This is a genomic window from Massilia sp. YIM B02443 (assembly GCF_030411955.1).
Taxonomy (GTDB): domain Bacteria; phylum Pseudomonadota; class Gammaproteobacteria; order Burkholderiales; family Burkholderiaceae_D; genus Telluria.
This window is the reverse complement of record NZ_JASNRA010000002.1, coordinates 248,978-273,272: the sequence shown is the minus strand read 5'-3', so window position 1 is coordinate 273,272 and position 24,295 is coordinate 248,978. Positions and strand designations below refer to the sequence as shown.

17 protein-coding genes are annotated in these 24,295 nt (G+C 66.4%); 16 read left to right on the top strand and 1 reads right to left on the bottom strand.

Going from position 1 to position 24,295, the window contains the following annotated elements; all coding sequences use genetic code 11:
* Nucleotides 1-193 precede the first annotated feature (193 nt).
* The 5 genes from QPK27_RS03480 to QPK27_RS03460 are packed head-to-tail and all read left to right on the top strand — an operon-like array spanning nt 194 to nt 8,314.
* The gene (locus tag QPK27_RS03480) at nt 194-1,486 is read left to right on the top strand and encodes an MFS transporter (RefSeq protein ID WP_290416811.1); all 1,293 of its coding nucleotides are present in this window, start codon (nt 194-196) and stop codon (nt 1,484-1,486) included.
* Between the two features lie 17 nt (nt 1,487-1,503).
* Nucleotides 1,504-4,029: a nitrite reductase large subunit NirB gene (gene nirB / locus QPK27_RS03475; RefSeq protein ID WP_290416810.1), complete on the top strand. Its 2,526-nt coding sequence runs from the start codon at nt 1,504-1,506 to the stop codon at nt 4,027-4,029.
* A gap of 16 nt (nt 4,030-4,045) precedes the next feature.
* Nucleotides 4,046-4,393 carry a nitrite reductase small subunit NirD gene (gene nirD, locus QPK27_RS03470; RefSeq protein ID WP_290416809.1) on the top strand — a complete coding sequence of 116 codons (348 nt, stop codon included), beginning with the start codon at nt 4,046-4,048 and terminating at the stop codon, nt 4,391-4,393.
* On the top strand, nt 4,378-5,607 hold the full coding sequence (locus QPK27_RS03465; RefSeq protein WP_290416808.1) for an NAD(P)/FAD-dependent oxidoreductase: 1,230 nt from the start codon (nt 4,378-4,380) through the stop codon (nt 5,605-5,607). Before nirD ends, QPK27_RS03465 begins: the two co-directional genes overlap by 16 nt.
* Before the next feature lie 16 nt (nt 5,608-5,623).
* Nucleotides 5,624-8,314: a nitrate reductase gene (locus QPK27_RS03460; RefSeq protein ID WP_290416807.1), complete on the top strand. Its 2,691-nt coding sequence runs from the start codon at nt 5,624-5,626 to the stop codon at nt 8,312-8,314.
* Between the two features lie 41 nt (nt 8,315-8,355).
* On the opposite strand, the gene QPK27_RS03455 is transcribed toward QPK27_RS03460, so the two are convergent.
* Entirely contained in the window at nt 8,356-9,054 is a 699-nt protein-coding gene (locus QPK27_RS03455; protein ID WP_290416806.1) for a dienelactone hydrolase family protein, read from the bottom strand.
* Nucleotides 9,055-9,651: 597 nt separating this feature from the next.
* Here QPK27_RS03455 and QPK27_RS03450 point away from each other — a divergent pair.
* The 11 genes from QPK27_RS03450 (at nt 9,652) to QPK27_RS03400 (ending at nt 24,290) form a co-directional block, all read left to right on the top strand.
* Nucleotides 9,652-10,629 (top strand): LysR family transcriptional regulator, encoded by a 978-nt coding sequence (locus QPK27_RS03450; protein ID WP_290416805.1) that lies wholly within the window; start codon nt 9,652-9,654, stop codon nt 10,627-10,629.
* Nucleotides 10,630-10,638: 9 nt separating this feature from the next.
* Nucleotides 10,639-12,138: a Wzz/FepE/Etk N-terminal domain-containing protein gene (locus QPK27_RS03445; protein WP_290416804.1), complete on the top strand. Its 1,500-nt coding sequence runs from the start codon at nt 10,639-10,641 to the stop codon at nt 12,136-12,138.
* A 272-nt stretch (nt 12,139-12,410) separates the two neighbouring features.
* Complete coding sequence (locus QPK27_RS03440) at nt 12,411-13,622, top strand: glycosyltransferase (RefSeq protein ID WP_290416803.1); 1,212 nt, start codon at nt 12,411-12,413, stop codon at nt 13,620-13,622.
* A gap of 60 nt (nt 13,623-13,682) precedes the next feature.
* On the top strand, nt 13,683-14,822 hold the full coding sequence (locus QPK27_RS03435; RefSeq protein WP_290416802.1) for an NAD-dependent epimerase/dehydratase family protein: 1,140 nt from the start codon (nt 13,683-13,685) through the stop codon (nt 14,820-14,822).
* 44 nt (nt 14,823-14,866) lie between these two features.
* Nucleotides 14,867-16,201: a lipid II flippase MurJ gene (gene murJ / locus QPK27_RS03430; RefSeq protein WP_290416801.1), complete on the top strand. Its 1,335-nt coding sequence runs from the start codon at nt 14,867-14,869 to the stop codon at nt 16,199-16,201.
* 38 nt (nt 16,202-16,239) lie between these two features.
* Nucleotides 16,240-17,403, top strand: a complete 1,164-nt coding sequence (locus tag QPK27_RS03425) for a glycosyltransferase family 4 protein (RefSeq protein ID WP_290416800.1) — start codon at nt 16,240-16,242, stop codon at nt 17,401-17,403.
* 3 nt (nt 17,404-17,406) lie between these two features.
* Nucleotides 17,407-18,735, top strand: coding sequence for an O-antigen ligase (locus QPK27_RS03420; protein ID WP_290416799.1), 1,329 nt, complete (start codon nt 17,407-17,409; stop codon nt 18,733-18,735).
* A 39-nt stretch (nt 18,736-18,774) separates the two neighbouring features.
* On the top strand, nt 18,775-19,767 hold the full coding sequence (locus QPK27_RS03415) for a hypothetical protein (protein WP_290416798.1): 993 nt from the start codon (nt 18,775-18,777) through the stop codon (nt 19,765-19,767).
* Between the two features lie 8 nt (nt 19,768-19,775).
* The gene (locus QPK27_RS03410; RefSeq protein WP_290416797.1) at nt 19,776-20,912 is read left to right on the top strand and encodes a glycosyltransferase; all 1,137 of its coding nucleotides are present in this window, start codon (nt 19,776-19,778) and stop codon (nt 20,910-20,912) included.
* Nucleotides 20,912-22,933, top strand: a complete 2,022-nt coding sequence (gene asnB, locus QPK27_RS03405; RefSeq protein ID WP_290416796.1) for an asparagine synthase (glutamine-hydrolyzing) — start codon at nt 20,912-20,914, stop codon at nt 22,931-22,933. Before QPK27_RS03410 ends, asnB begins: the two co-directional genes overlap by 1 nt.
* Nucleotides 22,934-23,111: 178 nt before the next feature.
* The gene (locus QPK27_RS03400) at nt 23,112-24,290 is read left to right on the top strand and encodes a glycosyltransferase family 4 protein (protein ID WP_290416795.1); all 1,179 of its coding nucleotides are present in this window, start codon (nt 23,112-23,114) and stop codon (nt 24,288-24,290) included.
* The last annotated feature ends 5 nt before the right edge of the window (nt 24,291-24,295 follow it).

Below are 24,295 nucleotides of genomic sequence, written 5' to 3'. Positions count from 1 at the left end.
TTCGCTGGCACGGCTCTTGCACTTATTCCTGACAGGATCAACGGCGATCCTCTTCAATTCAGCGCCGGCCTAACGAGGGGCCGGCACAGGACAAAGGCGTCCGCAGCTCTCTGCTTCTTACGGCAGGAGCGCGGACGCCTTTTTGTTTTCGACGTGCAGTGCTTATTTACGTGCATCCTTCAAAGGAAACGACATGGCCGGCAAAGCGGACAGCATCAAGCTCTTCTCGTTCACGGGCGCACCGATGCGCGCCTTCCACCTGACCTGGGTGGCCTTCTTCATCTGTTTCTTCGCCTGGTTCGCCTGCGCGCCCCTGATGCCGGTCATCAAGGGCGAGTTCGGCCTGAGCGTGGAGCAGATCGCCAACATCAACATCGCGGCGGTGGCGATCACCATCTTCGTGCGGCTGCTGGTGGGGCCGCTGTGCGACCGCTACGGGCCGCGCAAGACCTACACCGGTTTGCTCCTGCTCGGATCGATCCCGGTGCTGGGTGTGGCGATGGCGCAGAGCTACGAAACCTTCCTGCTGGCGCGCCTCGGCATCGGCGCGGTCGGCGCCAGCTTCGTGATCACCCAGTACCACACCTCGGTCATGTTCGGACCCAAGGTGGTGGGCACCGCCAACGCGGCCGCCGCCGGCTGGGGCAACGCCGGCGGCGGCGCGGCGCAGGCGATCATGCCGCTGCTGCTCACCGCCGTGGTGATGCTGGGCGTGAGCCAGGCCATGAGCTGGCGCGTGGCGCTGGTGGTGCCGGGCGTGATGATGATCGTGATGGCGTTCTTCTACTGGCGCTATACGCAGGACTGCCCGGCCGGCAACTACGACGAGCTGCGCAAAAAAGGCCAGATGCCGGAGGGCGGCAGCAAGGGGGGCTGGGCCAGCTTCGTCGAGGGCTGCCGCAACCACCGCGCCTGGCTGCTGTTCGTCACCTACGGCGCCTGCTTCGGCATCGAGATCTTCATCCACAACATCGCCGCCGTGTACTACGTCGAGCACTTCGACCTGTCGCTGGCGCAGGCCGGCATGGCGGCCGGCAGCTTCGGCCTGCTGGCGCTGTTCGCGCGCGCCCTGGGTGGCTGGCTGTCGGACCGCGCCGCCGCCAACGGCGACCTGAATCGCCGCGTCACCGTGCTGTTCGTGCTGATGATCGGCGAGGGCCTCGGCCTGCTGTGGTTCGCCGGGGCCGATGGCGTGGCGTTCGCCGTGATCGCGATGCTGGTGTTCGGCCTGTTCACCCACATGGCCTGCGGCGCCACCTATGCGCTGGTGCCGTTCGTGGCGCCCAAGGCGCTGGGCGGCGTGGCCGGCATCGTCGGCGCCGGCGGCAACGTCGGCGCGGTGGCGGCCGGCTTCCTGATGAAGGGCACCGGCGACATCAAGCAGACGCTGTCCATCCTGGGCGGCCTGGTGCTGGTGGCCAGCCTGTGCGCGGTGGCGGCGCGTTTCGGCAGCAAGGCGGCCATCGGCGCCCCGGCCGCGGCATGAACACAAGGAGCAGCGAAATGCATATCGTCGTCATCGGCCACGGCATGGTGGGCCACAAATTCGTCGAAACCCTGGCCGCCAGCGGCCGTAGCGACCTGCGCGTGACGGTGCTGGGCGAGGAACCGCGCCCGGCCTACGACCGCGTGCACCTGTCCGAATTCTTCGCCGGGAAGAGCGCCGACGACCTGTCGCTGGTGACGCCCGGATTCTTCGAGCGCGAGGACCTGGTGCTGCGCCTGAGCAGCAAGGTGGTGGCGATCGACCGTGCGGCGCGCAGCGTGACGCTGGCGGACGGCTCGTCTGTCGCTTACGATCGCCTGGTGCTGGCCACCGGCTCCTACCCGTTCGTGCCGCCGGTGCCGGGCGCGGATCGCAAGGACTGCTTCGTGTACCGCACCATCGAAGACCTGGAAGCGATGCGGGAGTGTGGAGCGCGCGCGCGTACCGGCGTCGTGATCGGCGGCGGCCTGCTCGGGCTGGAATGCGCCAAGGCGCTGCGCGACCTGGGCCTGGACGCGCACGTGGTGGAGTTCGCGCCGCGCCTGATGGCGGTGCAGGTCGACGACCTTGGCGCGCGCGTGCTGCGCACCCGCATCGAGGAACTGGGCGTCGGCGTGCACACCGGGAAGAACACCCTGGCCATCGTCGATGGCGAGGGCGGCACGCACCGCATGCAGTTCGCCGACGGCAGCCACCTGGACACCGACATGATCGTGTTCTCGGCCGGCATCCGCCCGCGCGACGAACTGGCGCGCGCTTGCGCTCTGCAGATCGGTGCGCGCGGGGGCATCGCCATCGACGAGCGCTGCCTGACGTCGGACCCTCTTATTTACGCGATTGGTGAATGCGCCCTGTGGAATGGCCAGTTGTTTGGCCTGGTCGCGCCGGGCTACGACATGGCGCGTACCGCCGCCCGCCACATGCTGGGCGCGGAAGGAAGCTTCGCGGGCGCCGACATGAGCACCAAGTTGAAACTGATGGGCGTGGACGTGGCCAGCATCGGCGACGCTCATGGCGTCACGCCGGGCAGCCGCAGCTATCAGTTCCTTGATGAACGTCGTCAAACCTACCGCAAAATCGTGGTCTCCAGCTGCGGCAAGTACCTGCTGGGCGGCGTGCTGGTGGGCGACGCGGCGGCCTACGGCACGCTGCTGCAGACGATGCTGAACCGGATCGAGCTGCCGGAAGCGCCGGAATACCTGATCCTGCCGGAGACCGGCACGGCGCGGCCTGCCATTGGTGTCGACAAGCTGCCGGCGACGGCCCAGGTCTGCTCGTGCAACGACATTAGCAAAGGCGCGCTGTGCGAAGCGGTGGCCGGCGGCGCTACCACCGTCGCCGCACTGAAAAGCTGCACCACGGCCGGCACCGCCTGCGGCGGCTGCGTGCCGCTGGTAACCCAGGTGCTCAACGCGGAACTGAAGAAGCTGGGCGTGGCGGTCAACAACCACCTGTGCGAACATTTCGCGTACTCGCGCCAGGAGCTGTACCACCTGGTGCGCGTTGGAGGCATCAAGGACTTCGGCGAACTGCTGGCGCGCCACGGCAAAGGTTTGGGCTGCGATATCTGCAAGCCGACCGCTGCCAACATCCTGGCTTCGGTATGGAACGACTTCGTGTTGAAACCGAAGCACGCCAGCCTGCAGGATTCGAACGACTACTTCCTCGGCAACATCCAGAAGGACGGCACCTATTCCGTGGTGCCGCGCATGCCGGGCGGCGAAGTCACGGCCGACGGCCTGATCGCGGTCGGCATGGTGGCCAAGAAATACGGCCTGTACACCAAGATCACGGGCGGCCAGCGGGTCGACCTGTTCGGCGCCCGCGTCGAGCAGCTGCCAAGCATCTGGGAAGAGCTGATTGCCGCCGGCTTCGAGTCCGGCCACGCCTACGGCAAGTCGCTACGCACGGTGAAATCCTGCGTCGGCTCGACCTGGTGCCGCTTCGGCGTGGGCGACAGCGTGGGCTTTGCCATCGCCCTGGAGAACCGCTACAAGGGCTTGCGCGCGCCGCACAAGATCAAGTTCGGCGTCTCAGGATGCACCCGCGAATGCGCCGAGGCGCAGGGCAAGGACGTCGGCCTGATCGCCACCGACAAGGGCTGGAATCTGTACGTGTGCGGCAACGGCGGCATGAAGCCGCGTCACGCAGAACTCATCGCCTCCAATCTCACCGAGGAAGAAGTGGTGCGCCTCACCGACCGCTTCCTGATGTTCTACGTGCGCACCGCCGAACGCCTGCAGCGCACCAGCACCTGGCGCGAGAACCTTGAAGGTGGCCTGGACTACCTGAAGGCGGTGGTGGTCGACGACAGCCTGGGCATCGCGCACGAACTCGAGGCGCAGATGCAGCACGTGGTCGACACCTACGCCTGCGAGTGGAAGGAAGCCGTTACCAATCCGGAAGTGCGGCGCCGCTTCCGCCATTTCGTCAACAGCGCGGAGGGCGACAGCAACGTGGTGTTCGTGCCCGAGCGCGGACAGGTGCGTCCGGCCACGGGCGAAGAACGCCGCCGCGTGATCTCCATCGCCAGCGCCGCCTAAATCTCAGGAGAACGACATGCACCGTGATCTTCAACTCGACAACTGGACCGCCGTCTGCAGCCTGGACGAGATCGTGCCCGACACCGGCGTCTGCGCCTTGCTGAACGGCCGCCAGGTGGCCGTGTTCCGCGTCGGCGACGCCGCGCCGCGCGTGTTCGCGATCGACAATTATGACCCGATCTCGGACGCGGCCGTGCTGTCGCGCGGCCTGGTCGGCAGCATCGGCGAGCGCATCGTGGTGGCGTCGCCGATCTACAAGCAGCACTTCGACCTGCAGAGCGGCGAATGCCTGGAAGCGCCGGCGCACTCGGTGGCCAGCTATCCGGCGCGCATCGACGGGGGCAGGGTATGGGTCGCGGCCTGAAGCCTTCCCTGGTGGTGGTCGGCAACGGCATGGCCGGCATGCGCACGGTCGAAGAACTGCTGGCGCTGGACGCGGACATGTACGACATCACCGTGTTCGGCGCCGAGCCGCGCGTCAACTACAACCGCATCCTGCTGTCGCCGGTGCTGGCCGGAGAAAAGACGGCGGACGAGATCGTGCTGCATCCGCGCAGCTGGTATGAACAGCACGGCATCACGCTCTATGCGGGCGACCCGGTCGTGGCGATCGACCGCCGCCGCCGCGTCGTGCGTGCACGCTCGGGGCGCGAAGTCGCCTACGACCGCCTGCTGCTGGCGACCGGCTCGCAACCCTTCATCGTGCCGGTGCCGGGCGCGCAGCTGCCGGGCGTGGTGGGTTTTCGCGACCTGGATGACGTCGACATCATGCTGGCGGCCGCGCAACGCGGCGGACGCGCGGTGGTGATCGGCGGCGGCCTGCTGGGACTGGAGGCGGCCAACGGCCTGCTCAAGCGCGGCATGGACGTCACGGTGGTGCACCTGACCGGCAGCCTGCTCAACCAGCAGCTCGACGGCGACGCTTCGCTGCTGCTGAAAGCCGCGCTCGAACATCGTGGCCTGCGCATCCTGTTGGGCGTGCAGACCGCCGCCATCCTTGGCGAAGATGAAGTCACCGGCGTGCGCTTCACCAACGGCGACGAGCTGCCGGCCGAGCTGATCGTGATGGCGGCCGGCGTGCGCCCCAACGTGGCGCTGGCGCGCGACTGCGGCCTGCACGTCGAGCGCGCCATCGTGGTCGACGACACCCTGCAAAGCTACGACCCGCGCGTGTACGCGGTGGGCGAGTGCGTGCAGCACCGCAAGGCCACCTTCGGCCTGGTGGCGCCGATCTGGGACCAGGCACGCGTGTGCGCCGCCCACCTGGCCGGCTGCGGCCACCGCCGCTACGTGCAGCAGGCCACCGCCACCAAGCTGAAAGTCACCGGCATCGACCTGTACTCGGCCGGCGACATCGTCGGTGGCCCCGGCACTGAAGACCTGGTGCTGCGCGACCGCCGTGCCGGCGTCTACAAGCGGCTGGTGCTGGACGGTGCGCGCCTGACCGGTGCGGTGCTGTACGGCGACGTCGCTGACGGCCCCTGGTATTTCGACCTGATTCAGCGCGGCGCCGACGTCTCGGCGCTGCGCGATCGATTGTTGTTCGGTCCCGCGCTATGCGAGGCGCAGGCCGCCTGAAGAAAGAAGACGCCCCATGTTCATGCCGATCATCCCGCAAGCGGTCCGCACCACCTGTCCCTATTGCGGCGTCGGCTGCGGCGTCAAGGCCACGCCGTTGGAGGGCGGCGGCGCGCTGATCGAAGGCGATGGCGAGCACGCGGCCAATGCGGGGCGCCTGTGCGTCAAGGGTTCTGCCCTGGGCGAGACGCTCAGCCTGGACGGACGCCTGCTATATCCGCAGCTGCGCCGCGACGGTGCTTTGGAACGCGCCGGCTGGGATGAGGCGCTGGACACGGTGGCCGCCGGCTTCGCGCGCATCATCGCCGAACATGGGCCGGACGCGGTGGCGCTGTACGTCTCGGGCCAGATCCTGACCGAGGACTACTACGTCGCCAACAAGTTCATGAAGGGCTACGTCGGCAGCGCCAACATCGACACCAATTCGCGCCTGTGCATGTCGTCCGCCGTGGCCGGCCACAAGCGCGCCTTCGGCGAAGACGTGGTGCCGGGCTGCTACGAAGACTTCGAGCTGGCCGATGCGATCGTGCTGGTCGGCTCGAACGCGGCCTGGTGCCATCCGACGCTGTTCCAGCGTATCGCCAAAGCCAAGGAGGCGCGGCCCGAGCTGCGCATCGTGGTGCTCGACCCGCGCCGCACCGCGACCTGCGAACTGGCCGACCTGCACCTGCCGTTGAAACCCGGCAGCGACGTGCGCCTGTTCAACGGGCTGCTGGCTTACCTGGCCGATGCCGGCGTTGCGGATCGCGCCTTCATCGACGCCCACACGAATGGGTTCGACGCGGCGCTGGAGGGTGCCCGTGCCGGCGGCGACGTCGATGAAGTAGCGCGCGCCTGCGGCGTCGACCCCGGCCAGATGCGCGCATTCTATGACCTGTTCGCGCGCACCGAAAAAATCGTCACCGCGTTCTCGATGGGCGTGAACCAGTCCACCAGCGGCACCGACAAGGTCAACGCCATCATCAACTGCCACCTGCTGACCGGCCGCATCGGCAAGCCGGGCATGGGCCCGTTCTCGCTGACCGGCCAGCCGAACGCGATGGGCGGGCGCGAAGTGGGCGGCCTGGCCAATATGCTGGCCAGCCACCTGGACCTCGACAATCCGCGTCACCGCGAGGCCGTGCGCAGCTTCTGGAGCGCGCCGCGCATGGCCGACCAGCCGGGCCTGAAGGCGGTCGACCTGTTCCGCGCGATCGAGGCGGGCACGGTGAAGGCGGTGTGGATCATGGCCACCAATCCGGTGGTCAGCATGCCGGACGCCGACCAGGTGCGGCGCGCGCTGGCCGCCTGCGAACTGGTGGTGGTGTCCGACGTGAGCGCGCACGCCGACCTGGCGCCGTACGCGCACGTGTTGCTGCCGGCGCTGGCCTGGGGCGAGAAGGACGGCACGGTGACCAATTCCGAGCGCCGTATCTCGCGCCAGCGCGCCTTCCTGCCTGCGCCGGGCGAGGCGCGCGCCGACTGGCAGGCGCTGTGCGGCGTGGCGGGGCGCATGGGCCATGCCGGCTTCGACTACACGGGCGCGCACGAGATCTTCGACGAGCATGCGCGCCTGTCGGCCTGGCGCAATGCAGAAGACGATTGTCATCGGCTGTTCCGGCTCGATGCGCTGATCGGCATGGACCGCGCCGCCTACGATGCGCTGGCGCCGATGCAGTGGCCGGTGCTGGCGCAGGGCGCAGGCACAGCGCGCCTGTTCGGCGACGGCCGCTTCTCCCACCCGGACGGCAAGGCGCGCTTCATCGCCAGCGCGCCGCGCCTGCCCGCGCACGCGCCCGGCGGCGAGTATCCGCTGGTCCTGAACACCGGCCGCCTGCGCGACCAGTGGCACACCATGACGCGCACCGGCAAGTCGCCACGTCTGGCCGGCCACGCGCCAGAACCGTTCGTCGACCTGCATCCGCACGACGCCCTGCTGGCCGGTGTGCGCGAGGGCGAGCTGGCGCGCGTGACGTCGCGCTGGGGCGCGATGGTGGCGCGCGTGGCGCACGGCGGCGGCATCGCGCGCGGCGCGGCCTTCGTGCCGATCCACTGGAACGGCGCCAATGCGTCGGACGCGCGCGTCGGCGCGTTGGTCAATCCTGAAGTCGACCCGGTTTCGGGCGAGCCGGAATTCAAGCACACGCCGGTGCGGGTGGAGCCGTTCGGCGTGGCCTGGTACGGCTTCGTGTTGAGCCGCGAGGATCTGGACATGGGACGGGTTGCGCACTGGACCCGGGTGCGCGGCAGCGGTTTCGTGCGCTATGAGCTGGGCGGGCGCGAGCCGATGACGTTCGAAGCGGCGCGCGCACTGCTGGGGGCGGACGAGGACAGCGACTGGATCGAATACCAGGACCGCTCGGAAGGGATGTTGCGCGCGGCGCTGCTGGTGGAGGGACGGTTGCAGGCTTGCCTGTTCGTGGCGCGCCGGCCGGACCTGCCGGCGCGCGCCTGGCTGGGCGGACTGTTCGCGCAAGAGACGCTGGGCCCGCGCGAGCGCGCCACGCTGCTGGCAGGGCATCCCCCAGCGCAGGGCGCCGATCCGGGGCCGACCGTGTGCTCCTGCTTCGGCGTCGGGCGCAATACCATCTGCGCCGCGATCCGCGACAAGGAGCTCAAGACCACGCAGGACGTCACCGCCTGCCTGCGCGCGGGCGGCAATTGCGGCTCGTGCCTGCCGGAGATCAGGACGCTGCTGCTGAATGTGCGCAGCAGCGTCGCCGCCTGACAGTCCGGGACATCCCGTTTCCGTCAGGCGGTACGGCGCGGTCAGCGCAGGGTGCGCGCGAAGAACTCGTCGGTGCGGCTGTTGGCCAGCTGGGTCGCGGCTGCGTCGTGGTGGCTGCCGCCCGGACGCGCGAATGCATGGTCGCAGCCCGGATAGATGTGCACTTCGGCGTCGGCCTTGCCGGCCAGTGCCGCCTTGATCTGCTCCTGGGCATCCGGCTTGATGTAGGCGTCGTCGCCGGCCAGGTGGACCAGGATCGGCGCGCCGATGTCGTTGGCTTCCGACAGGTACTGGTCGATGCCGCCGCCATAATAAGCGGCGAAGGCGTCGCCATCGGTGCGCGTCGCGCTCAGCCAGGTCATCAGGCCGCCCAGGCAGTAGCCGGTGACGCCGACCTTGCCGCTGGCGCCTTCCAGCGTGCGTGCGGCGCTGATGGTGGCGGCGATGTCGCGCACGCCGTGGTCGAAGTCATAGCTCTTGTACAGTTCGAAGGCCTTGGCCACATCGGCCTCGTTGCCTTCCCACAGCTGCACGCCCGGCGCATTACGCCAGAACAGGTCCGGCGCCACCGCGATATAGCCCTTGGCGGCATAGCCGTCGGCGATGCTGCGGATGCCTTCGTTCACGCCAAAGATTTCTTGCAGAACAATGATGACGGGATAGGTGCCGACGACGTCGGGACGGGCCACGTAACAGTCGAAGCTGCCTTCGGCGGTGGAGATGACGAGTTTTTCGGACATGGTGTTCCTTTGTTGGAGGTTGAGATGCCAGCCGGCAAAGATGAATGAGGCCGGCCGAAGCCCTCCTATGATAAGGCCAGTGGCGTTGTCCTGCATGCTGATCGGTCGCAGGGACAGTCCGGCTGGCCGTGCGCGACGCCGCTTGCCTTATCGCGCAGTTTTCAAATTAAAACGTTCCCATAAATCTCCTGCTTATAGGAATTTATGTCGCATTCAGTCCAATTGAATTCATCATTTGAGCGTGCGCAGACGTTTGAATGCCGTAGTTCTTAATATGAGTTCAACGGAATGGACTTCATGGTATCTCCGCGTCGTGAAAAACATTCGCGCAATTCCCGCCTCGGTGTTGTTGGTAATAGGAAATTGCCGAACCGCTCAGTAGATCATGTCGGTCAGTTTTTCCGAATGATCGGCGAATAAAATATCACACGGAATATTCATTAACGGTGCACTTTCCCGCAGTGTCAAGACTCGGCGACTGGTTTTCGTCGGATGGCATGCGCTCAATCCGCATAGTATTAATAGATCAATATATTCAATGTATGTTCATGGATGGTTGGTGTCGACATGAAAATGAATGATCCATTAGGCAGAACCTTGAATTCCGAAAAACTGATCGACGCCATGGCGCTGCCTGCGCCCATGGAATCCGCCGCGGGCAAGGCCAGGAATCTGCGGATCAGCCTCAAGCAATGGAAGATGTTCAATGCGGTGATCGACTTCGACGGCTTTTTCGGCGCGGCGGACAGCCTGCACGTCACCCAGTCGACCATCAGCCATGCCGTCACCAAGCTGCAGGAGCAACTGGGCGTGCCGCTGCTCGAGCTCAAAGGCCGCAAGGCCCACATCACCGAGGAAGGCAAGATCCTGCTGGAACGCTCGCGCGACCTGGTGCGGCATGCGATCGAACTGGAAGAGCTGGCCGACCACCTGCGCCAGGGCTGGGGCCCCGAGATCCGGCTGGCGGTCGACCCCAGCTTCCCGGCCGACCTGCTGACGCTGGCGCTGCGCAAGACCTCGGCGCTGGCGCGCGGCATCCGGCTGCGGGTCAAGGAAGCCACGCCCGAGCAGGCCACCCAGGCCCTGCGCGACAACACGGTCGACATGGCGATCAGCACCCGTATGGCATTCGGCTTCGTCGGCGACGAACTGATCGAGATCGAGCATGTGGCGGTGGCGCATCCCGACAACCCCCTGTTCGGCCTGCGCCGCGAACTGACCCTGCATGACCTGAATACCCAATGCCAACTGGTGATTTCCGACGCCAACGATTACTTCCCGGCCGACGCCGCCAGCCATCCGGCGCGCCATGCGCGCTCCTGGAGCGTGAGCAGTCTCGAGCGCGCCATCAGCGTGCTCGGCCAGGGCGTCGGCTATGCCTGGCTGCCGCGCCACCAGGTGCAGCAACAGATCGACGGCAAGGGACTGCGCGTTCTCCCGGTCGCTGGCGGCTGCAGTTACCGCACGCCCCTGTATCTCAACTTCGGCCGGCCGTCGCCTGCGGACTCGGCGGCGCGCGGGTTTGCCGAGGCGCTGCGCTCCTGCAGCGAACGCTTTGCCCAGCCGCATGCGTGAGCCGGCGCCATGAACCGATATCTGCAACACTTGCGCAAGAAGGGCAGGGACGGCGGCGGCTTGTCCGACTCCTTTTTTCACTACGCCGAGATACTGAGGAACGGCTGGCTGATCGCGGGCGTGGCGGCGCTGGTGACGGCGCTCGGCATCGTCTACGCGCTGATCCAGACGCCGATGTACGAAGCAAACATCCTGATCCAGATCAAGCGCAACGCGCCGCCCTCGGGCGAGTTCCAGGTCGACGTGCCGGCCGCCACCGAAGTGGAAATCCTGCGCTCGCGCTCGATCCTGACCCGGGTGGTCAGTTCGCTGCGGCTCGACATGAGCGTGGAACCGAAACGCTTTCCCGTGGTCGGCGCCTGCATCGCCGGGCAGAACCGCAACATCTCGACCCCGGGCCTGTTCGGCCAGGGCGGCTACGTCTGGGGCGCGGACAATGTGCAGGTGGCTTCGTTCGAGGTGCCCAAGGCCATGCTGCAGCGGCCGTTCGTCTTGAGCGTCACCGGGCGCGACGCGTTCACCCTTGGCCAGGAGGAGCTCGGCGTGCGATTGACAGGGCGGGTCGGCCAGGTGGCGCAAGTCTCGACCCGCTATGGACCGATTGTGCTGCTGGTGTCGGCCGTCCACGCACGGCCGGGCGCGCAGTTCGTGATCACGCGCAGCTCCACCTTCCAGGTGGTCGAACAGCTGCAGCGCTCGCTGACGATTTCCGAACGCGGCAAGCAGTCGAACGTGATCGGGGTGTCGCTGCGCGGCTCCAGGCCGGAGCTGATCAGCGCCATCCTGAATGCGGTCGGCAAGGAATACATACAGCAGCAGGTGGCGCAAAAGACGTTTGACGCCAAGAACCAGCTGCAGTTCTACGACCAGCAGGTGGCGGAATCGAAGCAGCGCCTGCAGAAGCTCGATGCGCGCCTGAACGAGGTGCTGCGCCTGCACGGCACCTCCGACCTGGGCGAGGAAACCCGTTTGCTGGCGCAGCAGGCAGTGGCGCTGCAGGCCAAGCTGGCCGAACGCGAGCAGAGAAGGGTGGAGCTGTCGAGCCGCTTCGCCGAGCTGCACCCGGAAGTGGTGACCGTCAACCGCCACATCGCCGAACTGCACCGCGACCTGGAAGCGATCGAGGCCAAGCGCAAGACCATCGCCTCGGCCCAGCAGGAGATCGTGATCGTCAACCGCGACAAGCAGATCAACAACGAAATGAACATCGCGCTGCTCAATGCGCGCCACAAGCTCGATGCGCTGGCGCTGTCGAACAACGTCAACGTGCGCCTGGTGGACCAGGCCGAGGTGCCGACCCAGGCGGTGACGATGGGCTTGACGACCCGGATCATCATGGCCGTCTTCCTCGGCTTGCTGCTGGGCGTCGCCGCGTCGATGTTGAAGAACGCCATCGTCGGACGCCATCAAGGCGCACGCGAATTCGACAGCGTGCGGCGCTTGATGGCGGGCGCCGGACTCACCGAATCCGGCGACGATGGGCGAGAGAAAAAATCCACGGAAAGCTGACCGCGGCCGTAATGGTTTCGGCTTGCCGTTTCACGCGCCTCAAACGGCGCTGCATTATTTCTCTCTTTATACCGTCCTTATTCATATTCCCGATTGGCCTGCATATTGCAGGCATTTTTTTTTGGACGAGAATATTTTCTTGAATGAACCGATTATAAAAAGGCATGTGACATCGCTGGCTTGCCCAATACCGATCGAATTTTCCCACCTTTTTACTTCAGCGATTTTGCTAAAGTAGTTGTGCATGGGCGATTTAACCATTGGAGCTTGTCATGGCGGTTGAGGGCGTGATTTACCGTGGGTATGAATTCGCATTTTCAAGGTGGTTTCCATCGGATCTTCTGGAAACATTTTCAATTGCACTGCTGGTCAGCCTGGCCGTCTGTTATCTGAATATCGCCACCGAACGCTGGCACGGACGCTTTTCGTTCGATGTCGATGTCCGCGGCATCCAGAAAGTGCACAAGATGCTGGTGCCGCGCACCGGCGGCATCGCCTTGCTGTGCGGCGTGCTCGCGGTCGCCCTGTTCGGCAGTTTCAACGACTACCCGGACGCCGTGCGCGACGAAACCCGGCTGATCATCCTCAAGTTCGTGCTGGCGGCCACGCCCGCTTTCCTGGCCGGGATCATCGAAGACCTGACCAAGCGGGTGTCGGTGCGAACGCGCCTGTGCTCGGTGTTCGTCAGCGCGGTGCTGGCCGCCTGGCTGCTGGGCGCGCACCTGCCGCGGCTCGACGTCTGGGTGCTCGACGGCGTGCTCGGCTGGGTGCCGCTGTCGCTGGCAGTGACCGCCTTCGCCGTGGTCGGGGTCACAAATTCGATCAATATCGTCGACGGTTTCCATGGCGTGGCCGGGGGCACCGTGTTCGTGATGCTGGCCGGCGCCGCGTTCCTGGCATGGCAGGGCGGCGACCTGCTGGTGGCGCAGCTGGCGTTGGCCGGGATGGGCGCCACGGTCGGCTTCCTGCTGCTCAATTACCCGACCGGGCGCCTGTTCATGGGTGACGGCGGCGCCTATTTCATCGGTTTCTGGGCCGCCGAGATCGCGGTGCTCACCATCGTGCGCAATCCCGGGATCAATGCCTGGCAGATCCTGGCGATCTACGCCTATCCGGTGATCGAAGTGCTGTTCAGCATGTATCGCCGCAAGCTGCTGCGCAGTGCGCTGGTCGGCGCCCCGGACCGTCTGCACCTGCATTCGCTGTTCTATCGCCGCATCGCCTGCCACCGCATCAGCGCCGACAGGTATCCCTGGATGCGCAATGCCGGCGTCGCCTGTTTCGTCACCGGCTGGCTCGCGATCGCTACCACCAGCGCCATCCTGGTCGGCGGCAGCACGGTCATGGCGGTGCTGCTGGTGCTGGTCCAGGTCGTGGCCTACGTGGCGGTGTACATGCGGCTGGTGCGCGGGCACTGGGGACGCTGCCGCAATCCGGCGGTGATCCTCGGCCTGCGGCCGCAAACCCGGAGCAGGGCGATCTGACCGAGCCCTGTTCCGGCTGGAGTTGTTGGTCCGAAGCGCAAACCTGACAGGAAGAAATTCATGACCAAATTTGAATGGATTCAATCAAACCTGCGAAGCAATCCGAAAACATGGCTGGTGACGGGGTGCGCCGGCTTCATCGGTTCCAACCTGCTCGAGGCCTTGCTGCGCCTGGATCAGACAGTGGTCGGGCTGGACAACCTGTCGACCGGTTACGCCCACAACCTCGATCAAGTGCGCGCCCAGGTCAGCGAAAGCCAGTGGCGGCGCTTTCGTTTCATCCGCGGCGACGTGCGCGATGCCGGCGCCTGCCGGGACGCGGTGGCCGGGGTCGACAACGTCCTGCACCAGGCCGCCCTCGGCTCGGTGCCGCGCTCGATCCAGGATCCGGTCGTGAGCAACGACTCCAACGTCAACGGCTTCCTCAACATGCTGGTCGCGGCGCGCGATGCGCGGGTTGCGTCATTCGTGTACGCGGCATCGAGTTCGACCTATGGCGACCATCCGGCCCTGCCCAAGGTGGAACCGAACATCGGCCGGCCGCTGTCGCCGTATGCCGTGACCAAGTACGTCAACGAGCTGTATGCCGACGTGTTCGCGCGCTGCTATGGCTTCCGCGCCACCGGCCTGCGTTATTTCAACGTCTTCGGCAAGCGCCAGGATCCGAATGGCGGCTATGCGGCGGTGATCCCGAAATGGATCGCGGCGATGATCGAGGACAAGCCGGTGATCATCAATGGCGACGGCAATACCAGCCGCGATTTCTGCTACGTCGACAATGCGGTGCAGGCCAACCTGCTGGCCGCGACGGTGTCGCGCGAGGAGGGTAGGGAGACCGGCAGCGAGATCTACAACGTGGCCGTCAGCGATGCCACCACGCTGAACGGCTTGTTCGAATACCTGAAGCAGATCCTGGAAGCGAACGGCGTCGACGTCAGCCGCAACCCGGTGTACACCGCGTTCCGGCCCGGCGACGTGCGCCACTCGCAGGCCGACATCGGCAAGGCCCGCCGCCAGCTGGGCTACGCGCCCGGCTACCGCCTGTATGACGGCCTCAGGGTCACCGTGCCCTGGTACATCGACAGGATGCGCCAGGCAGCGCCGGCGCAGGCCATGCACGACCGCGCTACCGCAGCCGATTACCTGCCGGTCGACGCCGGGCTGCTTGCCGCGCGCGGGTCCGTGTCGAGCAATGCGTGAAGCGAGCGCATGGTGACTCGGCAATGGCGGCCCAAGGGGTTGATGTGAATCCGCTGAACGCTCTGGGCGCGCGATTCAGGGTCGCCGATCCGCAGCACGCGGCCATCTTCAGGGGCATGCTGACGGTCGTGCTGTTCACCTTGCTCGGCAAGATGATGAGCGCGGCCAAGGAAATGGCGGTGGCCTGGCGCTATGGCCTGGCGGCCGAGGTCGATGCCTATGGGTTCATCTACAACCTGCTGTCGTGGCCGATCGGCATCTGGACCAGCGTGCTCACCGCCGCCCTGGTGCCGCTGGCGGCGCGCATGCGCACGCTCGAGCCAGGCGCTATCCCGCGCTTTCGCGCTGAGCTGTTCGGATTCGCCTTGCTGGCGGGGCTGGTGCTGGCGGTGCTGGCCTGGCTCGGCATGCACGCCATGCTGGTCACGGGCAAGAGCGGCTTGCCGCCGCAGTCGGCGCAGCTGGCGCTGGCCGCGCTGCCAGGACTGGTCCTGTTGCTGCCGCTGGGTTTGCTGATTGCGCTGCAGTCGGCCTGGATGCTGTCTGCCAGCCGCCATGTGAACACGCTGCTCGATTGCGTGCCGACCATTTTCATCGCCGCCGCGGTGCTGGCGTTCGCCAATCCCGGCATCGGGCCGCTGGTCTGGGGCACCGTGGTCGGCGGCGCCTTCCACCTGCTGGCGCTGCTGGTGGCGACGGCGCGCCGCAACGAAGTGGAGGCGCCCGCGTTCACACGCGCGGCGCCCGAATGGCGCCCGTTCTGGCAGGGCTTCGGCATCATGCTGGCCGGCCAGGCCTTGATGAGCTTCACCGTGATCATCGACCAGTTCTACGCGGTGCGGCTCGGCACCGGCTCGGTCGCCACGCTCGGCTACGCCAACCGCGTGTTGTCGCTGATCCTGAGCCTGGCGGCGATCGCGGTGTCGCGCGCCACGCTGCCGGTGTTCTCGCGCTCCAAGGCCGATCGCGACGGCAGCGTGTACGGGGTGGCTGCCCATTGGGCGCGCCTGATGTTCATGGCCGGCATCGCGGCGATGCTGGCCGGCTACGTACTGGCGCCCGCCATCATCCGCCTGCTGTTCGAGCGCGGCCAGTTCAGCGCCGACGACACCCGCATCGTGGCCGAGGTGCTGCGCTACGGCTTGCCGCAACTGCCGTTCTATTTCTCGTCGATGGTGCTGGTGAGCTATGCGCTGAGCCAGCGGAGGTACGGACTGATCTTCTGGTCCGGCATCCTCGGCTGCATCGGCAAGGTGGCCGGCAACATCGCCCTGGTGCCGCTGCTCGGCATCAACGGCATCGCCCTCGCGACCATGTTCGTGTATGGGCTGAATGCTTCCTTCTTCTGGCTGGTCCTGCGCGCTGGGCGGCGGCAGTGACCCGTCAGTGAGCTGATTTTTCATGTGAGGCGTGTCAATTGAAGATCCTGCTGTTCACCAATAGCCTGGCCGGGGGCGGCGCCGAGAGAACGGCTGCGACGCTGGCCAATTTCTGGGCGCGGCGCGGCTGGGACGTCACGCTCGTCACCCTGCAGTCGCGCGCCGACGACTTCCACGTGCTCGATGTCCAGGTGCGGCGGATCTGCCTGGAGCTGGCGGGCAACAGCAGCAATCTCCTGCACGCCGTGCTGCAGAACGCACGCCGGGTGCGCGCGCTGCGGGCGGTCCTGGCGCGGCTGCGGCCCGCCGTCGCCTTGTCGCTGATGAGTACGCCAAACGTCTTGCTGGCGCTGGCGGCGCGCGGCCTGCCGCACCTGGTCACGGTCGGCTCCGAACGCGATTACCCGCCGCATGCCCCGCTCGGCGTCATCTGGACCCGGCTGCGCCGGACGATGTACGGCCGGCTTGGCGCGATGGTGGCCCTGACCCGGGAATGCGCGCGCTGGATCGAGCACAATTCGTCGGCGCGGCGGGTGGCGGTGATCCCGAACGCCACGGTCTGGCCCTTGCCCGACCATCCGCCGCGCATCAGCCCGGATGCGCTGCCGCTGGCCGGGCGCAATGTCTTGCTGGCGGTGGGCCGCCTGGATGCGGTGAAAGGCTACACGCTGCTGGTGCGCGCCTTTTCCCAGCTCGCCAGAGAGCACGCCGACTGGAGCCTGGTGATCCTGGGAGAAGGGCCGGAGCGTGCTTCGCTGGAAGCGATGGTGCGCCAGTGCGGACTGTCCGAACGGGTGCTCATGCCGGGCATCGCCGGCAATGTCGGCGCGTGGTATGCGCGTGCCGACCTGTACGTGATGACCTCGCACTCGGAGGGGTTCCCGAACACATTGGCCGAGGCGCTGACGCATGGGCTGGCGGCGGTCAGCTTCGATTGCGACACCGGCCCGCGCGACATCATCCGGCATGAGGTCGACGGCTTGCTGCTGCCTCCCGGCGATCCGGTGGCGCTGGCGGCGGCGCTCGGCCGCCTGATGGCAGACGCGCCGCTGCGCCAGGCCTTCGGCGCCAGGGCGCGCGATGCCAGGAGACGCTTTTCGATCGAACAGGTGGCCGCCAGGTGGGAAGCGCTGTTCGACGAGCTGGCGGCCAGCCCGGCCAGGGCGAACGCGCTGGGCAAGGCGTCGATGGCGGACAGGTGAAGCATGGGGTCGACGACGTCCGCTCATCCGGGAAGCTTTAAGCCGCAGGCGAGCGCTGCTGCGACGTCGGCGCGCGGCGCGCGCTTGCTGGTCTGGTACCAGACCCTGTTGCTGGGCGGGGCGCTGGGTGCGATTTACCTGAACCTGCCGATTTATCTGTACGTGTTGAATGCGGCTTTGCTTCCCAAATACATTTTCTTTGCGGTGTTCTTGTTGATTGCGCCGCTGATGGCCTGGCATTACCGGGCGTTCGGCAATTACCTGATGACGCCTTTCGTGGCATGGGCGTCGATGTTCCTGTTATTGAATCTCATCCACATGATGGGTTTCAACGCCAGCGGCGAATTGGCGGGCGTGAACTTGTCCGATAACGTCGGGGAGGCACGGCAATCGCTGGTGTCAACGCGCGCGCAATATGTGCTGTTCGCCATCTTTCTCGGATTCGCGATCTATTTGTCGGCCCGGAAAACCTATCTTTACGTATTTACGATCCTGATGATCGCGTTGCCGTGCGCCGTCATGGTCGATTTCTTCAACCCGGGGCAATGGTATGCCGTCGATACCAATGGCGCGGTACTCGGACGCGCCGCGGCGATGTTCATCAATCCCACCATGGCCGGCGAGGCGATCCTGCACGTGTTCCTGCTTGGCTGCGCAGTCACCGCGATGCGCTACCGGTTGCCGCTGTTCCTGTTGTCCGGGGGTGCGGTGCTCACGACATTCTCGCGTTCCTCGATCATCGCCTGGGGTTTGCTGCTGTTTATTCTGGTGGTGAAGAAAGTATTGCCCCGGTCTTCCCTGATTACCGCGGGGGTTGTATTGGCAATAGCGCTGGCATTCGTCGGCCATTTCGAAAGTTATCTCCATTCGCGCCAGGAATTCGAAGACGCCTCGAACAATCTTCTGGCTCGTCTCAATTTCTTCTTCAGTTTTACGTTCGATGATGACAGCTCGGAGGAACGCGCCGATGTCATTCGCGCCAGCTGGGAAATGTTTTTACAAAACCCGATTTTTGGTGCCGGTGCGGGAGCAACCCTGTTCTGGTCGCACCGCGGCAGCACCCATAACCAGCTGCTGTTGCTGGCCGCCGAATACGGCTTGTTCGGGATTGGCGCGTGGCTCTGGCTGGTGGTGATTTTGTGGAAGGGGAATTTTTTCGAAGAGCGCGGCTTGCAAATCGCGATGGTCTTCCTGTTCGTGTTCATGACGCTGTTCACGCACCTGATGTTCGATTCCGCAACCTACTGGCTGGCCACTTTCGCCTTGATTTCAACTAGGCACAGGAAGGGGCCGATTCCATGGACCGATGGCCCGCCGCGCGGGCAAGCCTGAACAACGCAACTTCAACGGAGCCGTATTCGGTGCGACTTCATGACTAGTGCAAAATTTGTGATCTCCCTCGACTTCGAGCTGTTCTGGGGAGTCAGCAATACGCAGACGGTTGCCAGTTATGGCCGCAACGTGCTGGGCGAATGGCAGGCGATCCCGCGGCTGCTGGCGCTGTTCGACCGCCACCGGCTCAGGGTGACCTGGGCCACCGTCGGGATGATCATGTGCCGCAACTACAAGCATTGGCGCGAAGTGCGGCCGTCCGTCCTGCCGGCCTACGCGCGACCCGGCGTCTCGCCGTATGCCCTGGACAGCCTGGTCAAGGAGCATGACAAGCTGTTCTTCGCCCGGCCGCTGGTCGAGCGCATCCTGGCCACCGACGGCCAGGAACTCGCCTCGCACACCTACAGCCACTTCTATTGCAACGAAGCGGGCGCCACGCCCGCCCACTTCGCCGCCGACCTGGCCTGCGCCCAGTCGATGGCCGGGGAGATGGGCGCCAGCCTGCGCAGCCTGGTACTGCCGCGCAACCAGATCGTCGGCGACTTTTTGTCGGTGTTGCCGGAGGCCGGCATCAAGGTGTACCGGGGTAACGCCGAGCACTGGCTGTACCGCAACGGCGACGCCGTAATCGGCGGCATCGCCGGCCGCATCGCCCGCTTTGCCGACGCCTGCCTGCCCCTGAGCGGCGCGCGCGCCGTGCGCGAACGCCGGCACGGCGCGCTGGTGAACCTGCCGGCCAGCCTGTTCCTGTATCCATGGACGGCGCGGCGGCGCCCGCTGATGGCGCTGTGCGTGCGCCGGCTCAAGCGCGAGATGACGTCGGCGGCCCGTTCCGGCGGCGTGTTCCACCTGTGGTGGCATCCGCACAATTTCGGCGCCAACCTCGAACAGAACCTGGCCCTGCTCGACGGCGTGCTGGGGCACTACCACGTGCTGGCCGACACCTACGGCATGCAGAGCCGCAGCATGGGCGACTTCGCCGCGCCGCCGGCCGCATCCATCCACCGTGCGCAGGGACGGGATCCGCAATGACACGCCCGATGAAGCGCCATATCCTGCACGTGATCACCGGTCTGGCGGTCGGCGGGGCGGAAAACGCGCTCTACCGCCTGATCCTGGCGTTTCGCGGCAGCCAGTACCAGCACACGGTGATCGCGCTGACGCCCGGCGGCGGCATGTACGCGCGTTTCGCCGAGGCCGGCATCAAGCTGATCGTGCTCGACCTGCGCCGTTCGCCGCTGTCGCACGCCCTGCAGCTGGTGCGCCTGGTGCGCACGCTGCGCCCGGACATCGTCCAGACCTGGCTGTACCACGCCGACTTCCTGGGCGGACTGGCGGCGCGCATCGCCGGCAACCGCAACGTGATCTGGGGCATCCGCACCACCGATGTCGACGGCGGCTGCGCGCGCGCCACCTCCTTCATCCGCCAGCTGTGCGCGACGCTGTCGCGCTGGGTGCCGCACACCATCGTCTGCGTGGCCGAGGCGGCGCGGCGCTCGCATTCGCTGGCCGGCTACGACGCGGCGCGCATGGTGGTGGTGGGCAATGGATTCGACCTGTCGCTGCTGACCCCGCACCGCTCGCAGCGCAGCAGCCTGCGCCGCCAGTTCGGCTTCGCGGCCGACGACATCGTGCTCGGCACGCTGGGCCGCTTCAACCTCGACAAGGACCACGCCAACTTCGTGGCCGCGGCCGGCAAGCTGGCGGCGCGCCATGAGCGCCTGCGCTTCCTGATGGTCGGCAAGAACCTGGACGCCGACAACGCCGACCTGATGCGCTGGATCGCGGCCACCGGCCATGCCGGGCGCTTCGTGCTGCTGGGCGAACGCGCCGACGTGGCGGTGTGCCTGGCGGCGATGGACATCTTCTGCCTGTCGTCGCGCACCGAAGCGTTTCCGAACGCGGTGGGCGAGGCGATGGCGATGGGGCTGCCGTGCGTCGCCACCGACGTCGGCGACGTCGCCGTCCTGATGGCCGACACCGGCGTGCTGGTGCCGAAGGCCGATCCCGATGCGCTGGCGCGCGGTGTGACCGGATTGATGGTGCTCGGCGCCGACTACCGCGCCCAGCTGGGACAACGGGCGCGCGAACGCATCCGCGCCATGTTCGACATGCGCCACGTGCGCGAGCGCTTCGAGCGCATTTACGAAAACGTCATCGCGAGAGGGGAATTCTGATGTGCGGACTGAGTGGATTTCTGGCGGCGGCGCCGCTGCACGAGCGTGGCAAACAGCAGGCCCTGGTCAGGCGCATGACCGACACCATCAGCCACCGTGGCCCGGACGACGCCGGCTACTGGTGCGACGTCGAACGCGGCGTCGCGCTCGGCCATCGCCGGCTGTCGATCCTCGACCTGTCGCCGGCCGGCCACCAGCCGATGCATTCGCCGTCCGGGCGCTACGTGATGGTATTCAACGGCGAGATCTACAACCACCTGCAGATGCGGCGCCAGCTCGAGTCCGGCGCCCGCGCGCCGGACTGGCGCGGCCGCTCCGACACCGAGACGCTGCTGGCCGGTTTCGACGCCTGGGGCATCCAGGAGACGGTCGAGCGCGCCGTCGGCATGTTCGCCTTCGCGGTATGGGACCGGCACGCCGGCGTCCTGACGCTGGGGCGCGACCGGATCGGCGAAAAGCCGCTGTACTACGGCTGGCAGGGACGCGGCGCCAACGCCGCTTTCCTGTTCGGATCGGAACTCAAGGCCCTGCGCGCGCACCCGGCGTTCGAGGGTCGCATCGACCGCGATGCCCTGTGCCTGCAGCTGCGCTACAGCTATATCCCGGCGCCGTATTCGATCTACCGCGGCATCGCCAAGCTGGCGCCGGGCAGCCTGCTCACCGTGTCGGCGCAGGCGCGCGAGCCGCGCTTGACCACCTACTGGTCGGGCGCGCGCCAGGCCGTGGCCGGCGCGGCGGCGCCGTTCGCCGGCAGCGCGGCGCAGGCGGTCGACACCCTGGAAGGCTTGCTGCGCCAGGCCGTGCAGGACCAGATGATCGCCGATGTCCCGCTTGGCGCCTTCCTGTCGGGCGGGGTCGATTCGTCGACCGTGGTGGCGCTGATGCAGGCGCAGTCGGCGCGCCCGGTCAAGACCTTCTCGATCGGTTTTCATGAAGAAGGCTACAACGAAGCCGAATATGCCAAGGCGGTCGCGGCCCACCTGGGCACCGAGCATACCGAGCTGTACGTGCAGGCCGAGGGGGCGCGCGCGCTGATCCCGCGCCTGCAGTCGGTGTATGACGAGCCGTTTTCGGATTCGTCCCAGCTGCCGACCATCCTGGTGTCGCAGCTGGCGCGCCAGCACGTCACCGTGTCGCTGTCGGGCGACGCCGGCGACGAGCTGTTCTGTGGCTACAACCGCTACCAGTTCGCGGCCAGACTCTGGAAAACCGTGGATGCCGCGCCGCTGCCGCTGCGCCGGCTGGCGGCCAGGGGCATTGCCCGGGTGCCGGTCGAGACCTGGAACCGGCTGGCGCGCAGGACGGCGCGCTTCCTGCCGCAATCGCTGCGCTTCGCCAACACCGGCGACAAGCTGCACAAGGGCGCCCAGGTGCTGTCCAACGCCACCCTCGACCAGCTGTACCTGGGCCTGGTGTCGCACTGGGAAGACCCGGCCGCGCTGGTGATCGGCGCGCGCGAGGCGCCGACCCTGCTGCGCGGTGATACGCCGGCCTTGCCGGGCCTGGACGGCATCCAGCGCATGATGGCGCTCGACCTGCTCACCTATCTGCCGGACGACATCCTGGTCAAGGTCGACCGCGCGGCGATGAGCGTGTCGCTCGAGACGCGCATTCCCTTCCTCGACCACCGGGTGGTCGAGTTCGCCTGGCAGCTGCCGCAGTCGCTGAAGCTGCGCGATGGCGTCAGTAAATGGGCCTTGCGCCAGGTGCTCTACAAGTACGTGCCGCCGGCCCTGATCGAGCGGCCGAAGATGGGCTTCGGGGTGCCGATCGGCAACTGGCTGCGCGGACCGCTGCGCGAGTGGGCGCAAGACCTGCTGGACGAATCCCGCCTGCGCAGCGAAGGCTATTTCGACCCGATCCAATTGCGCCAGAAGTGGCACGAACACCTGTCCGGCCAGCGCAATTGGCAATACCACTTGTGGGACGTGCTGATGTTCCAGTCCTGGCTCGAACAGCAATCGACCGGCGCCCCTGGCCAGCGCGAGCCGGCGGCGCTGGCCTCCTGTTATCCCAGCTGACAGCGCAGCAAGCTGCGCAGCAATCTGCGTCTTGAACACCGCACCGGACGCCTGGCATGGCGACCGCGCGGCAAGGCGCCGCCGTCGGCGCGGACAGCTGCCGGATGACGCACACGATCGGAGCGAACCGCATGAAAGCGCATGAGCGTGAGACCAGCAACATGATCGAGGATGCAAGATGATGAACAAGAAAATCGTTATGTCGGTGAACACTGCATGGAATATTCACAATTTTCGTGCCGGGCTGGTCAAGGCGCTGATCCGGCAGGGCTATGACGTGATGGTGATGGCGCCCGAGGATGGCTACGCGCATCGCCTGGCCGCGCTCGGCTGTCGCTTCAAGATGCTGGCGATGGACAACAACGGCACCAGTCCGGGACGCGACCTGGCGCTGTTGATCAAGTACTGGCGCGTGCTGCAATCGGTGCGCCCGCTGGCCTACCTGGGCTACACCATCAAGCCGAACGTGTACGGATCGATCGCGGCGCACGGGCTCGAGATCCCGGTGATCAACAATATTGCGGGGCTGGGCGCAACCTTCATCAGGAACACACTGCTGACGAGCCTGGTCAAGCGCCTGTACCGGCTGTCGCTGCGCAAGTCGCGCCGGGTGTTCTTCCAGAACGTGGACGACCGCAACCTGTTCGTGCAGGAAGGCCTGGCCCAGCCCGGCGTGGCGGACGTGCTGCCCGGCTCGGGGATCGACCTGCAGCATTTCGTGCCGCTGGCGCCGGCGGGGAGCGGGCGCCCGTTCCGCTTCCTGCTGGTGTCGAGAATGCTCAGGGATAAAGGAGTCGAGGAATTCGCGGCCGCGGCGAAGATCGTGCGCCAGTACCTGCCCGCGGTCCAGTTTCAACTGCTGGGCCCGGTCGACACGAAGAATCCGAATTCGATTCCGCTGGCGCGCATCATGGACTGGGAAAGGAACGGCCTGGTCCAGTACCTGAAAGAGGCCGACGACGTCCGGCCCTACCTGGGCAACGCCGATTGCATCGTGCTGCCGTCCTACCGCGAGGGCGTGTCCCATTCGCTGCTGGAAGCGGCGGCGATGGCGCGCCCGATCATCGCCACCGACGTCGCCGGTTGCAGGGACGTGGTCGATCACCAGTCGAACGGCTTGCTGTGCAAGGTGCGCGACGCGGCCGACCTGGCGGAAAAGATGCTGGCCATGCTGCGCCTTTCGGACGAGCAGCGCCTGCGGATGGGGATGGCCGGCCGGGACAAGGTGATGGCGCAGTTCGACGAGAACATCGTGATCGCCAAGTACCTGAGCACCATCGGACAGCTCGAGGCGGCCGGCAGGGAGCGCTCGGTGCAGCGCGTGAAGACGACGGTGGACCGGCTGGAACGGGACTGATGCGC